The sequence below is a fragment of the Photobacterium obscurum genome (genome assembly GCF_026191635.1).
In the GTDB taxonomy this organism is placed as follows: domain Bacteria; phylum Pseudomonadota; class Gammaproteobacteria; order Enterobacterales; family Vibrionaceae; genus Photobacterium; species Photobacterium obscurum.
The window spans coordinates 33,564-47,101 of record NZ_JAKRRW010000007.1; the positions used below are offsets into that span (position 1 = coordinate 33,564).

Here is a 13,538-nt window from a genome sequence, read left to right on the forward strand (position 1 = left end):
TCGATTTTATGAATAATATCTGACTAACATGGTATGAGCCAAAAGTCAGAACGACGAGGTAGATCATGGCTTGGTTCGATTGGCCATTTATTTTATCCAGTGTGTTTGCCCAGCTAGCAATAGGGGCATTTTTAATTCTGGGCTTGGTGATATTCAGTGGTAAGTTATGTTTTGGTCAAAGTGATCGCCTGCATAAAGTCATGCCTGTCTTTTGGCTGTTATTGTTTGCCGCACTGACCTTACGCGAAGTTAATCTGATGATGTCTCAGGTTCATTCAGTGTATAGCTTCAGCACCGAAGCTATGATGGTAACGGTGTTTTTTGTACTGGCATTACTGTATTGGTTTGCGGAAAAAGCATTGGTTGGTAGCGATAACTTGCGTAAAGCAATGTTGTCCACTGTTTTGCTGAGTGGTTTGCTATATCTTGGTCACGGCTTAATGCAGCGTAGCGATCAATGGCTGGTAGCAACTCATTTTGTCGCGACGACCTTGTGTGGTGGTGCACTGTTTGCACATGCTGCGTTAGTGAGGGCTGAGCATAAGGTAGAAGAAGTTAACCGTTACCTGCCTTTACTTGGTGCAGCTATTGCGGTTGTCTGCTTTGTTACTGGTGTCCCCCAGCTTGGTGAGCTTGCAGCTCGCGCTGAAGCTCATAACATTATTGGGCCTTTTGTGGCTCATGTGCTCAGCCTGGGATTGCTGCTGGCGGCTGTCGGGATATGGTTGATGCCGATTCTCACAAAAAGTAAGCCAGCTTTGAATGTGATGACATTCGCGTTGGGGATAATGTTTATATCTTCATATTGTGCTGGAGTGGGCTACTAATTAGTAGTACTCGCCAAATACAACAAAGCCGATGCATTGCATCGGCTTTGTTGTATTTGCTATAACGTTATTTGACGATGTTCAGGATTTGCTTGAAACGTTCGCCTTCGGCGATTTCCTGTAGTTCAAAAAGAACCATCTCTGTGCACGATAGCTCTGCCCCTGCTTGCTGCAGTTTATTTAGCGCGACTTGTTTGTTCAACGGGTTACGTGATGAAACGGCATCACTAATCACCTCGACATGATAGCCACCATCTAACATTTCACGCACTGTTTGATAAACACAGATGTGAGCTTCGATACCCACGACGATAACATTCTTGCATCCGGTCGCCTCGAGCGCTGCAACAAACTCTGGTGACTTATAGCAGCTGAAGCTATTCTTGGCGATTGGTTGGTGCTCATGAAGATGATCTGAGATTTGCGGAATGGTTGCGCCGAGCTTCTCAGGAATTTGTTCAACCCACACAATCGGTAAATCCAAGATCTTGGCACCTTTGACTATGGTTTCGAGATTACTGAATAGTGCATCTTTTTCGTCCATGATTTGAGCAAGCTTACCTTGAACATCAACAATAACTAGCGCGGTATTTGCGGCATCAAGCATCTTAAATTCCTATTATTATGTGACCAGAACAGGTGAACAGAGTATCAGGAATTTTCCTTAATCCATAAGATGTTAGTCTCGTTGTTTGAACCCGGAATATTCGATGCCGGCTAACCGCGCCATCTCGTGGTGCCAGGTGGCAAGGTCGTCTTTATTGAACTGGTTGAGGTGAGAGTGGCCGCATGCCCTTGCCATGACCTGCATTAGCTCTGTTGACGCCATTAAGAAATTTGCAAGCTGTCTGGCCGCTTTTTCCGGGTTGAGCTTTTGGCGAAGGTCTTTGTTTTGGGTTGCAATGCCAGCAGGGCAGTTATTAGTGTTGCAAATACGAGCGGCTACACAGCCAATAGATTGCATCGCGCTATTGGCAATAGCGATACCGTCGGCACCAAGTGCCATAGCCTTAACGAAATCAACCGGAGTACGAAGACCGCCGGTAATGATTAATGTTACGTTATCAGACATACCTTGCTTATCGAGAAAATATCGTGCTCGAGCGAGGGCTGGGATTGTTGGAACGCTGATATGATCACGAAAGATCTGAGGTGCGGCTCCTGTACCACCACCTCGGCCATCTAAAATGATGTAGTCAGCACCGGCCTCAAGAGCAAACCCCATATCTCGTTCGATATGGTTAGCGCTGAGTTTAAAGCCGATTGGAATACCTCCGGTGATCTCTCTAACATTATCGGCGAATTCCGCAAAGTCGCGCACGGTCTTTAAATCTGTAAAGGTTGGTGGCGATATCGCATCGGTTCCTTCTTTCAGGCAGCGAGTCTTGGCGATTTTTCCGGTATTCTTGATCGCCGGTAAATGACCGCCGGTTCCGGTTTTGGCACCTTGTCCTCCCTTAAAGTGAAATGCTTGTATTTTATTAAGCAAAGCTTCGTGGTAACCGAACTTGGCGCTGGCCAGCTCATAAAAGTAGCGGCTATTGGCTTGCTGTTCTTCAGCCAGCATACCGCCTTCACCTGAACAAATGCCTGTCCCAGCCAGTTCTGCGCCCATGGCTAACGCCGTTTTAGCCTCTTCAGAGAGTGCTCCGTAGCTCATGTCAGAAACAAATAGTGGAATATCTAGCACCAGAGGGCGCTTGGCTTTGGGGCCGATCAGCAGTTCTTTACCTATTGTGGTATTTTCCAGCAGGGGTTTGGTTGCCATTTGAGCAACCATTATCTGGATATCGTCCCAGTCGGGTAATTGATAACGCGGAACGCCCATTGCTGTCATTGGACCATGGTGACCAACCTGAGATAGGCCTTCACGTGCGAGCTGGTGAATAAAAGCGACGGTAGGCTCTTCTTCGGTTGGAGATGCAACAGGCATTGAATCGCTTGATGTTATAACACCGGGACCTTCTTTCCCCACGTCTGTACTGGCAAACTTTTTATGGGTACCGTCGCAGAAGGGGGCATTTCCAGTGTGTTTACAAGCGCATAAATACTCTTCGCTATCTTTTTCCACTTTAAAAGCCAGAGGGGAAAGGCCAGTGCTTACGTGTGAACCATCGCAGAAAGGTTGACTTGATGAGCGTCCGCATACACAGAAGTGATATTCCTTATTTTCCTCTAGATTAACTTTTATTGGTCTATTATTGGCGATAAGCGGTTTGGTCATTGCGTGACTCCTTGCTTAATTTTTTAGCATGACACTAACGAGGTTATTCATAGGCTTGTTGATAGAGTATGGGAGAGGTTGTAGGAATTTGCAGCCGAACACATGTTGTTTCTATTGTATACAGGTATTTAGTTGGCTTAATATGCTAGTAGGCTATTGATGAATTGATAAAATATTGTAGTCATTGTGCAATGTGGAATATTGACCTAGTTGAGGCATTTTACTGTTTGTAACTATGTCGGCCTTTACAGCGACGGCAATTCACGGAACAATGGTAAGGCATTAACTTTTAGGTAACGTTTGAAAGAGATTATGGCAGAAAAAAAAGCGAACCCATTTACTGATTTGATTATCAACGTCATTGTCCCATCTGTTGTTCTCATGAAATTGAGTGGTGAGGAGCATTTAGGGTCAGTAGGCGCGTTAGTTGTCGCTTTAGCATTCCCTGTTGTTTATGGCGGATACGAGCTTATCAAGTATAGGAAATTTAATTTTATCTCTTTGCTTGGCTTCGTTAGCGTATTGCTAACGGGAGGGATCGGTCTGTTAGAGCTGGACACTAAGTGGCTGGCGGTGAAAGAAGCACTTATCCCAGGGTTGATTGGCCTTGGCGTGTTTATTTCAACATTTACTAAGTACCCGGTGGTCAGCAAGATGCTGTTTAACGATGCGGTTCTAAACCTGTCGTTGATTAAGGAAAAACTGGGGGAAAATGGCAAGCAAGAGGATTTTGAACGCTGCTTGGTTCAGTCTAATTACCTTTTTGCCAGTACATTTATTTTCTCCTCGGTGATGAACTATGTACTTGCGACTGTGATTGTTACCAGCCCGTCGGGCTCTCAAGCCTTTAATGAAGAGCTGGGTAAACTGACGTTGATGAGCTATCCCATGATTGCCATTCCTTCTATGGTTATGATGATGGGGATTTTTTACTTCGTTTGGCGTCAGATTCGTAAGATGACTCAGCTTGAAACAGCTCAGATCTTCAAGACTCAGTAATACGCTTACTTGGATACAAATCTTATCAATGCCAGCCTATTCATCGGCTGGCATTTTTATGTCCTCTGTACTTATTGCGTCAGCTTGATATTAATACTTGCTAGTTAAAGTGATTTATCGCACACTTTCAGCGTTTTATTAATAGTTACATTAGGTTTGCTATCATGGCTTCAACAGCAGCAGCGCTTCACATTCTGGTGAAGCATAAAGAACAAGCAGATGACATTCTAAAGCAATTGAAAAAAGGCGCTAAATTCCAGACTCTTGCAAAGAAATATTCAACTTGCCCTTCGGGTAAACGAGGTGGTGATTTGGGGGAGTTTCGCAAGGGGGCAATGGTACCTGCATTCGATAAGGCAGTATTTACCAGTAAAGTACTTGAGCCAATTGGCCCTGTTAAGACAAAATTCGGCTACCACATTATCAAGGTGCTTTACCGTACCTAAGTTATGTGTAATTAACCGGTAATAAGGCTTATTATCGAACTTAGTACACTAGAAAAGAGAGCTCCGATGGGCTCTCTTTTGCTATCTATATCTATCAAACGTGATGGCAGCTCTTCTGATTTAGTTAGTTACAATCATATTCTCTATGACGAATGTTTCTTACGTTTGATATCGGACAGCGGATTACTCCGGCGAAGGTTCACCGGAGTCGTAAATTATGGGCTAGTCGCATTCAGGAGTTTGGTTTAGGCGAAGGAAGTTTCTACATTTGGCAAATTGGTTAAACTCTGAAAAATTCGACGCTTCAAGACCTTGCTTATTTAACCAGTAAAAACCAGTTCTATCAGAGTACCAGAGATACAGTTCTGGTTGGCGGAAAAGCATGTAAGTGTCATATCCAACAGTCTGCTTGAAAAGACTGTTTACATAACTTTCAATCTTGCTTGGCAGAGCAATCCCCATTTGTTGCAACTCTTCCTTACTGTTTATCCAGTAAAAGTACTCCGGGTTTGTTCTTGTTGCTGCGATGAAGGGTTCAATAGTGGTTTTTCTCAGGGTAAATTTTCCTCCCTTGAAAGAGGTCGCAACAAATTCTTTAGTGTTGTTATTCATTCGGTAGCTCACACCCGTAAAAGACCAGGTGTAAGGCTTAATTTTGTGGATGAAATACTGAGAGAGGTTGGGAGAGATCTTCCCATCCTCGAGATATAAATTGTATGATTTTGCAGAGGCTTTTATTTTTATATCGTCTTTATATACCGACATGGCACCGATCGAAAGTGACTCTTCGGTCAATAGCGGCCAGAATGAATTTAGATCAAAATGTTTGAAGGTAACGGCGCGGGCTGTTGCGGGGTCACAATAGTTTTGGACAGTTTTTTCGCAAAAAGCAATGGAGTAGTATTCGTTAGATTTTGCAAGAAAAAACAGTTTATTGTTAATTTTCTTTGGGACGATGTATTGGTTGTTGTGATTGAGTAAGAAAGCCAGATCTTCCTCTTGGTTTGAAAGCAATACAATCGTATTGTTGTCATCGTCGGTGACTACTTGATGATAGAATTTTTCGTTATGAGAATGATAGTAAACCCCAGAAAGAATAATGAGCCCACACAATACTAAAGTGGTAACTATTGAGTACGCTAGTTTGGGCCTTTTAAACCTCTCACGCTTTGTATGTTCTTCAACGTTACTTTGAGGTATAGGCTCCTCATAAGGGGTAGTGATAATCTTGTAGCCCAACTTGGGGATTAATTCGATTATCTGACCCTTTTCTTCTTCTTTGAGCTTAATTCGTAGGTTTCTTATCGTTTGAAACAACGAAGTTGCAGCCACCTCTTTTCGTGCCCAGCCGGCTTGCAGCAAATCAGCCTTAGATACCATACGTGGAGCATTTGAGACTAGGCTATACAGAACTTCACGTTCTGCTCGATTTAGCGCAATTGTATGTTGTTTGGAAAATAGCTGCTTGGTTGAGCAGTCAAAGTAAATTGCTTTGCCTAGTTTTACTTTCTGGGGGGGAACTTGACTATTTGGCATGCTTCATGGCTCAAAGAAGGTATCGTCAGCTATAAGGTTTTCTGAGGAAAATAAAATATCTCATTGATTTTAATAACCTAAGATATTACAAGCAAATAATGCCACAGAGTATATTTTGAATCTAGCTTCTGACTTTAAAAATCTGTTTAGAATTTTACTTAAGTTCAGCTAAAGGTAATCGTGCTTGTTGCGCACTGGTGTGCACAATAATTTTCGCCTTAAAAATTAGTCAATATGATTATTTTTGCGACACTGAGATATTGCATCACTTTCTATACTGAACTAAGTCGCTCATTGCCATTCATTATTCTAATTATTCATCGTGATGGGCTGTATGCTTTTGGGGGAATGTATGGATATTTCAACAAGGCTGATCATCAGGGGGGCACCTATCATGATGATTAGTTTAACTTTATGTTATCAATCAGCATATGCTGCGAGTCCTGATGGTTCTGGTTCAATGGTTAGCAGAGTATCTGAAGAGGTGTATGCTGCAATTTCTGATTTGTGGATTGCTAGTGATATCCGAGGTGATAAACTCAGCAAAGATGAATTAGGAGTATCGGTTTATCGTGGTCACAATAGTAATGATATGGCTGCACGGGCAAATGACTTACGTTATGCCGCAAAGCAAAATGCGTTACCTTCCTCATACGGAAATCAATTTTCTGAACTGACACTTTTTCAGAATGGTGGTTTAGGAGAGCAGAATTATTCTCGTCTTGGTGCATATGTTCGATTTGAGCCTATCAACGTCATTAATGAAAATGTTTCATTTATAAATGAACGAAGTATCGATAATAATGAAGGGTATTCAGTCACCTTGGGAGGTGATTACTTATTGAATGATCATTATTTATTCGGGTTGGCACTTGGACTGCCATTCGGTGAGACCGATGATGACAATACCAAGAGTGAAATTGACGGGCTTGTCGCATCGGGCTATTTCAGTTATTTCCAGGATGATTGGTATGTCGATTTTACAGCCAGTTATGCATTGATGGATACAGACATAGAGCGCCGAATTACCCATTATAGTGATAGTGTTATAAATAATTCCAGTGAGGCCGATTCTGATATCTGGGTATTTTCATTAGGTGGTGGTTATGTTGTCAATTATAACTACCTGAATATTGCATTTGAAAGCAGTGTTCAATATACACTTTCAGATACCGAGAGATATGCAGAAAAGCCATCAAAAGGTAATTCCAATTACCTCATTTCCAAAGTTGATAATATCAATAACCTTGAGTCAACAATGGTAATTGCTGGTGTTAGTCTTTCACACCCATTGCGTTCAAGCATCGGCATATTTCAACCTTATGTTAGGGGATATGTGCATTATGATATTGACAGTGGCTCAGAGCGAATAATTAGCCAACTCAAAGCTGATAATTCCGGTAGTGTACTTCCGATTATTGTTGACACTGACGACTCAATTTATGGACGTATGCACTTGGGGATATCAGGTGCGTTTAATCAAGACTGGAATGGTTATGCCGAAGCAAGTACTTTATTTGGGCTTGATGATTTGTCCGCTTATACATTTACAGTTGGGCTGAGTGTTTCACTTGATTAATAAGTATGCTTCGGGCTGAGAATATGCGTGACTAAGGGGTATCCAAAGTTCGACATTTAAGAAGGTGTAGGTATTTTCCTTTTTAATCTATCTATACCTCCTTCCGAGCTGAAAAATAACTCAAATTCTACCATGACGCCTGGGTTGATTTTATAATCAAACTCATCTTGAAAATCAAGCTCAGGCGTCACGGTTAAATATAACCATTGCTTATATAGTCGATGTTTCCAGGATACTGAGGCCCATGAATTGGTAATGGAGTAGTGAGGTGCTGAATCGGCACTAACCCCTAGAGAGTACTGAAAGAGGTTGTTTTCATCAACACGGTCAAATATTTCTGTTTGATAGACAAACTCCCAGTCGTTATCAGTATCTAAATATTGAGCGCTTGTGCTTATCTTAAGGATTGTGGCTGGGTTTTCTCGCAGTGCATAATATAGGTCAAGTGAAGTTAAACTACCTGGTCCTTTTGAATGATAATAAAAAACTTCTTGTTTAACTCGACTTGTCCAGTTATAGCTAAGTTGATCCACTCGGTGGAGATCGGCGCGAGTAAAAGGGTCAAGCGGTAGCTTTAATTTTAACCCTATATCAAACCCGGTTTTCCATTCTCCCAGTTTTCTGTCCTGAAGGCGCACGCCACCTACGGCACCGGAAAGGCTGCTGTTACTGTTATCGCTAATACCGCGCTCTTTGTCTTCTAGGCGATCAAAATCATCGGGATCACTTTCAATAATCAGTTTCCAATTTTTTCTGGTATGCGGTAGGTCCAGTTTAAGGTAGACGCTGGCATCAGACTCAAAGTACTCTCGATGTGAATAACGGTTCTTGAATCGGATCCGCAGGTAGCTACGGTTTTTTATAGGGGCTTCGTCGTCATTTTTACCAATAAAATGGTCGAATGATGTGCCATATTCATGAATACTATCTGCAATTGAAAGCTGAGTATCATCAATCCATGTTTGTACTCTATTTTCTTCGCTGTCTTCGGTTTCTTCAGTACTAGTGAAATCATCCAATACAGTCGCTTGGGGGGATATGGGGGGGATCTCTGTATCGCTGGCAAAGAGTTGATAAGGAGTAAATAAGGCAAGTATAAAGATCGAACGGTTAAACAGAGTTTTACTATTGTCGACAAAGTGACATTTCACATTATGATAGCGGCAATGTAAATTATCCATCACTGCCTAACTCCTCATTTCTTCTAATAAAACGCTGATAACATAATAGTTTTATTATAGCCGACCTTTCTCACTATGAGTGCAATATGCAACATATCGATTAAAAGTGAGATTCTTTTCTAAAATAACAACTTTTTTAGCGGATTTTTTTGCTTTCAATTAGGTGGGGGTTAAATACTTTGTTTTGAAACATAGTCTTACAGAGTATTGTAGTTTGTTTACATAATTATAATTAGGATTTTATTGTTTATTCAATCTTCGACTACACTTAATTTGGTTGGCAAATCTGTACATGAACGTACAGAGTTACTTATGGAGTAAAGGTACGATGGATAGTTCAGACTTTGATGGAATTAAGCGAGATATCTCATTGACTATCAATAATATTTTTGAGGACTTTGAGGAAGACAATAATCGCTTACCGACAATTGAGGAGTTCAGAACTTTATTCGCCGGACATGCTGAACAATATATTGGCCCGATGGATCGGCTCAGTGTTGAAGGCATATCTAATAATTTTGACAGACATCAGTCAAGGGAGCTGAAAATTTGGCGTGCAGCCAATGAGCTGGAAGCTGAGCAACGCTTCCTGAGGTCTGAACAGTAGGGCGGTAGGACATACTGAAATATTTCTTCAGTGTGTGTCAGTTTATGCATGACATTTTGTGGCTCTTTGGCGATGGTTATTATGATCGAAGTAACTGTCGCCTTTTTTTCCGCTTGGGGATAGTTGCTTGATGTTTAGGATTTAGGTCGCAGCCGTTGAGCTTTCAGTGCCAAGGACGTTTTTGACATAGGGCTTTTACCTAATTGTTGACACATATTCCAGCCGGCTTCAGCGACTTTTTCTAAATTAACTCCGGTTTCAATTCCCAACCCATGACAGAGGTAGAGAACATCTTCTGTGGCTACATTACCGCTGGCACCATAGGCATAGGGGCATCCCCCTAAACCTGCTGTGCTACTGTCAATAACATTTACTCCCATGGTTAGGGCTTGGTAGATATTGGCTAACGCTTGCCCCCAAGTATCGTGGAAGTGTACTGCTATTTGATGGAGCGGTATCTGTTTTCTTACTTCGTCAACCATAGATGCAATTCGTTGCGGGGTACCGGTACCTATCGTATCGCCGAGTGAGACTTCATAGCAGCCAAGCTCTATCAGTTTTTTAGCAACCATTGCAACTGATTGTGGGGCGGTAGGGCCATCATAGGGACAATCGACAACACACGACAGATAGCCCCGCACAGGAATATGGTGTTTTTGTGCAAGCACCATTAAGGGCTCAAAGCGATTGAGGCTCTCGGCAATAGAGCAGTTGATATTGTGTTGACTAAAACCTTCCGAGCACGACCCAAAAATGGCAATTTGATCGGCTCCTGCTTCAAGAGCAAGCTCAAAGCCTTTTACATTGGGGGTTAATGCTGAGTAGGTAACACCTGGTAATCGATGAATCTGCTGCATAACTGATTTTGAATCAGCCATTTGAGGTACCCACTGAGGTGATACAAATGCACCAGCTTCGATACACTTTAGTCCAGTTAGTGATAATTCATCGATAAAGCGAACTTTACTTGTTGTACTGACCTTTGGCTCATTTTGTAGGCCATCTCTGGCACCCACTTCAACAATCGTGACTTGCTTGGGGATACTCATTATCTTGGCCTCCAAGGTTCCCATCAAAACGGATAAGCTGCTCTCCATGCTCTACCTGGTCACCAAGTGAAAAAAGCACCTCTGAGATTGTTCCATCCACAGGAGCCTTGACGGTGTATTCCATTTTCATTGCCTCAATCATTAGCAACGACTGACCTTTAGATACATGTTCCCCGGGCTGGCAAAATAAAGCGGTGACAATGCCATTGAGTGGTGCAATTGCGCGGTTTTCACTGTCATGGTTGATGTGCTGAAGATGATGTTGATTGCCTATGTAAAAAGAATGGTGCCACCGTTGGAAAAAAATATGGGCTTCTCCATGGCAATCGATCATTGTGAAACTCTCTCGTATCGCCTCGCTTTCAACCTGACAGTGGTAGGCAGATTCTTTAGGATTGTCGCCTAGAGGCTCTGTAACGAGTCGAAAGTCGAGGGGCTTGATGTTGAAAACGAGGTTATCGATTTCCACTTGGTTGAGTGAAAATTGTCTGAAGCCGGATAATTGAGTTTCTGACTCTGAACTCACTGATTTTGATGACTGAAACCTAAAGTGATAACGACCTCCCTGTAATTGTCCATTTTCCAACAGCATGACTTGAATATTTTGATAGGCCGGTTGATTCAAACGCCAACTTCTCAAAGGTGCTGGGGAGTGTAAAGCCGAAAGGGCTGCAAACAGAGCGAGCCTAGGAATAGCAATTGTATCTTTCTCGCTGGCCTTCAATTGAAGGTGCATGACGGGCGAGGAGTCTTTTTCTAGCTGTTCTTGGTTTCTTTCAATGAAATGGGTATCCAGAGCAGCAGATTTAAAATCGGGATGACTGATGATTTGCTGTAGGTAGCCGATGTTAGTTTCTGGACCAATTAACAGGTAATCTGCAAGCGACTGAGTGAGTTGAGCGACAGCCTGGTTCCGGCTTTTCCCCCAAACAATGAGTTTAGAGAGCATCGGATCATAGAATGGCGTGACAATGTCACCTTGTTGAATGCCTGAATCAGTCCGTACCTTAACTTGTGTATTGTCAATGTCGCAATTGGGTTCGTTAAGAAAGTGAATGGGCCCTGAAGCAGGTAGAAAATCGTGCTTGGGGTCTTCAGCATAGATCCTGACTTCAATGGCATGCCCTTGATGGTTGATCTCTTGTTGACGAAAGGGCAGTGGGTAGCCTTCGGCGATATTAATTTGCCATTCGACTAAGTCTTGACCGGTGATTAACTCTGTAACTGGATGTTCTACTTGCAGGCGCGTATTCATCTCCATAAAGTAAAACTGTCCGCTGTGATCGAGTAGGAACTCGACAGTACCTGCGCCGATATACCCAATGGCCTTAGCTGCATTGACTGCGGCTTGCCCCATCGCTTGTCGCAAATCGTCTGACAGGTTCGGCGCTGGGGCTTCTTCGATGATTTTCTGGTGTCGACGTTGAATTGAACAGTCTCGATCGGATAGGTAGATGGTATGGCCTAGGCGATCCGCAAATATCTGAACTTCGATATGTCTCGGGCTAGTAATATATTTTTCGATTAGCAGTAAGTCATTACCAAATGCGGCGCTGGCTTCACGTTTTGCACTGGCAATGGCTTGCGGCATTTCCTGCGCGGAACTGACAATCCGCATGCCTTTACCACCGCCACCGAGAGCAGCTTTGAGTAATACCGGGTAGCCTATTTGGCTGGCTTCAGAGAGCAATTTTTCGAGAGAGTTATCCCCCCCGTGATACCCTGGAACTAAGGGAACTTCCGCTCGTTCCATGATCGTTTTAGCTTCGGATTTGGAACTCATTGCGCGCATGGAGTCTGCCGAAGGCCCCAGGAAAATAATGTTATTTTCAAGGCAGGCCTCGGAAAACAGGGCGTTTTCCGATAAAAAACCATAGCCGGGGTGAATGGCATCGGCTTCAAGCTTCAGTGCCGCGTCAATAATCCGTGGGATATTGAGGTAAGAATCTCGTGCCGGGGCGGGGCCAATTAAGGTGGCGTGGTCAGCCATTGCGACATGCTTTGCCTCTCTGTCGGCCTCTGAATAGACGGCTATGGTTTGGATTCCCATTTTCTTAGCGGTATCTATTACTCGGCAGGCTATTTCTCCCCGATTTGCTATCAGCAGGCGGGATATTTTTTGGGGAAGATGGGGAGCAGGATTTGCCTCCGCTAGGGTGTCATTACTAATAGGTACGACAGCCTTGTCGGTTGGTTTACTCATGCTTGGCACTCCATGCTGGCGGGCGCTTGTCAAAAAAGGCTTTCAGTCCTTCCTGCCCATGAGGTGAAACGCGTATCTCTGCGATCAGCGAACTGGTTGTGTCTTTTAATTCTGTGTCAATCTTATGGTTATCGCATAGTTGGCATAGAGCCTTGGCCTGAGTTAATGCTTGGGGGCTATTACTTAGAAGCTGCGAAATAAAATGAGTGAGAAGTTGCTGGGTTTCTTCATATCGGATCCGAACTTCATGAATGATGCCCAGTTGCTGCGCAGTGCTAGAGTCAAAACGTTCGGCTGTTAGCATGTATCGCCGGGCTTGACGTTGTCCAATCGTTCGGCAGACATAAGGGCCGATTGTCGCAGGTATCAAGCCGAGTCGGACTTCGCTCAGGCAGAATTGCGCTTCAGCAGTGGCAATAGCAATGTCACAGCAGCAAATTAACCCAAGGGCACCGCCGAAAGCGCTTCCGTGAATATGGGCAATTGTCGGAGTTGGAAAGTTGTCGAGTTCAGACAGTAGGTTGGCGAGCCGTGTGGCATCTTCGTGGTTTTCATCAACAGACTTCTCAGCCATTGATTTCATCCAGTTAAGATCTGCCCCCGCTGAAAAGTGTTTGCCATTAGCTGTGAGGATTAAAACACGAATATCAGCACGTTGTTTTAGCTGGAGGAGGTATCTGTTCAGTGTCTGGATGACATTGGCGTCAAAGGCATTGTGTTTATTGATCCGGTTTAGCGCCAATGTGGCAATACCTGACTTGGTTACCGTACACAGAACATCATCCTCGGGACTGGTATGTAGATTTTCGGTGTCCGTATTCTGATTGCGTAGCCCGCTACACTGTGATTCGGTTGGACGCATGGTTCTCTCCTTGGATAGCCAGTAT

General features: G+C 43.5%; 12 protein-coding genes. 5 read left to right on the top strand and 7 right to left on the bottom strand.

Annotated features, from left to right (window positions below):
- Nucleotides 1-65 precede the first annotated feature (65 nt).
- On the top strand, nt 66-827 hold the full coding sequence (locus MD588_RS10800; protein WP_265697228.1) for a DmsC/YnfH family molybdoenzyme membrane anchor subunit: 762 nt from the start codon (nt 66-68) through the stop codon (nt 825-827).
- A gap of 67 nt (nt 828-894) precedes the next feature.
- On the opposite strand, the gene MD588_RS10805 is transcribed toward MD588_RS10800, so the two are convergent.
- Together MD588_RS10805 and MD588_RS10810 are read right to left on the bottom strand one after the other, a co-directional pair.
- The gene (locus MD588_RS10805) at nt 895-1,434 is read right to left on the bottom strand and encodes a hydrolase (protein WP_265697229.1); all 540 of its coding nucleotides are present in this window, start codon (nt 1,432-1,434) and stop codon (nt 895-897) included.
- A gap of 72 nt (nt 1,435-1,506) precedes the next feature.
- Nucleotides 1,507-3,051, bottom strand: coding sequence for a glutamate synthase-related protein (locus tag MD588_RS10810; RefSeq protein ID WP_265697230.1), 1,545 nt, complete (start codon nt 3,049-3,051; stop codon nt 1,507-1,509).
- A gap of 312 nt (nt 3,052-3,363) precedes the next feature.
- Between MD588_RS10810 and MD588_RS10815 the strand changes: the two genes are divergently transcribed.
- Nucleotides 3,364-4,050, top strand: a complete 687-nt coding sequence (locus MD588_RS10815) for a VC0807 family protein (protein WP_265697231.1) — start codon at nt 3,364-3,366, stop codon at nt 4,048-4,050.
- 164 nt (nt 4,051-4,214) lie between these two features.
- On the top strand, nt 4,215-4,496 hold the full coding sequence (ppiC, locus tag MD588_RS10820; RefSeq protein WP_265697232.1) for a peptidylprolyl isomerase PpiC: 282 nt from the start codon (nt 4,215-4,217) through the stop codon (nt 4,494-4,496).
- Nucleotides 4,497-4,718: 222 nt separating this feature from the next.
- Here the strand turns inward: ppiC and MD588_RS10825 are convergent, their stop codons facing one another.
- Nucleotides 4,719-6,032, bottom strand: coding sequence for a winged helix-turn-helix domain-containing protein (locus MD588_RS10825; RefSeq protein WP_265697233.1), 1,314 nt, complete (start codon nt 6,030-6,032; stop codon nt 4,719-4,721).
- A gap of 352 nt (nt 6,033-6,384) precedes the next feature.
- Between MD588_RS10825 and MD588_RS10830 the strand changes: the two genes are divergently transcribed.
- Entirely contained in the window at nt 6,385-7,611 is a 1,227-nt protein-coding gene (locus MD588_RS10830) for an autotransporter outer membrane beta-barrel domain-containing protein (RefSeq protein ID WP_265697235.1), read from the top strand.
- 56 nt (nt 7,612-7,667) lie between these two features.
- Here MD588_RS10830 and MD588_RS10835 read toward each other — a convergent pair whose 3' ends face one another.
- A complete protein-coding gene (locus tag MD588_RS10835) occupies nt 7,668-8,792 on the bottom strand; it encodes a hypothetical protein (protein ID WP_265697236.1) in 1,125 nt (374 codons plus the stop codon).
- A 328-nt stretch (nt 8,793-9,120) separates the two neighbouring features.
- Between MD588_RS10835 and MD588_RS10840 the strand changes: the two genes are divergently transcribed.
- Nucleotides 9,121-9,399: a hypothetical protein gene (locus MD588_RS10840; RefSeq protein ID WP_265697237.1), complete on the top strand. Its 279-nt coding sequence runs from the start codon at nt 9,121-9,123 to the stop codon at nt 9,397-9,399.
- Between the two features lie 134 nt (nt 9,400-9,533).
- Here MD588_RS10840 and MD588_RS10845 read toward each other — a convergent pair whose 3' ends face one another.
- From MD588_RS10845 to MD588_RS10855, 3 genes are read right to left on the bottom strand one after another with little or no spacing between them, the layout of a single operon-like run.
- Entirely contained in the window at nt 9,534-10,448 is a 915-nt protein-coding gene (locus tag MD588_RS10845) for a hydroxymethylglutaryl-CoA lyase (RefSeq protein WP_265697239.1), read from the bottom strand.
- Nucleotides 10,417-12,651: an acetyl/propionyl/methylcrotonyl-CoA carboxylase subunit alpha gene (locus MD588_RS10850; protein WP_265697240.1), complete on the bottom strand. Its 2,235-nt coding sequence runs from the start codon at nt 12,649-12,651 to the stop codon at nt 10,417-10,419. The genes MD588_RS10845 and MD588_RS10850 overlap by 32 nt, the downstream gene beginning before the upstream one ends.
- Nucleotides 12,644-13,513, bottom strand: coding sequence for an enoyl-CoA hydratase-related protein (locus MD588_RS10855; RefSeq protein ID WP_265697241.1), 870 nt, complete (start codon nt 13,511-13,513; stop codon nt 12,644-12,646). The genes MD588_RS10850 and MD588_RS10855 overlap by 8 nt, the downstream gene beginning before the upstream one ends.
- Nucleotides 13,514-13,538 lie beyond the last annotated feature (25 nt).

Coding starts and splice junctions, on each gene's coding strand:
- ppiC (WP_265697232.1), top strand. CDS start 4,215: ATGGCTTCAACAGCAGCAGCGCTTCACATTCTGGTGAAGCATAAAGAA.
- MD588_RS10825 (WP_265697233.1), bottom strand. CDS start 6,032: ATGCCAAATAGTCAAGTTCCCCCCCAGAAAGTAAAACTAGGCAAAGCA.
- MD588_RS10805 (WP_265697229.1), bottom strand. CDS start 1,434: ATGCTTGATGCCGCAAATACCGCGCTAGTTATTGTTGATGTTCAAGGT.
- MD588_RS10840 (WP_265697237.1), top strand. CDS start 9,121: ATGGATAGTTCAGACTTTGATGGAATTAAGCGAGATATCTCATTGACT.
- MD588_RS10845 (WP_265697239.1), bottom strand. CDS start 10,448: ATGAGTATCCCCAAGCAAGTCACGATTGTTGAAGTGGGTGCCAGAGAT.
- MD588_RS10830 (WP_265697235.1), top strand. CDS start 6,385: ATGGATATTTCAACAAGGCTGATCATCAGGGGGGCACCTATCATGATG.
- MD588_RS10850 (WP_265697240.1), bottom strand. CDS start 12,651: ATGAGTAAACCAACCGACAAGGCTGTCGTACCTATTAGTAATGACACC.
- MD588_RS10835 (WP_265697236.1), bottom strand. CDS start 8,792: ATGGATAATTTACATTGCCGCTATCATAATGTGAAATGTCACTTTGTC.
- MD588_RS10800 (WP_265697228.1), top strand. CDS start 66: ATGGCTTGGTTCGATTGGCCATTTATTTTATCCAGTGTGTTTGCCCAG.
- MD588_RS10855 (WP_265697241.1), bottom strand. CDS start 13,513: ATGCGTCCAACCGAATCACAGTGTAGCGGGCTACGCAATCAGAATACG.
- MD588_RS10815 (WP_265697231.1), top strand. CDS start 3,364: ATGGCAGAAAAAAAAGCGAACCCATTTACTGATTTGATTATCAACGTC.
- MD588_RS10810 (WP_265697230.1), bottom strand. CDS start 3,051: ATGACCAAACCGCTTATCGCCAATAATAGACCAATAAAAGTTAATCTA.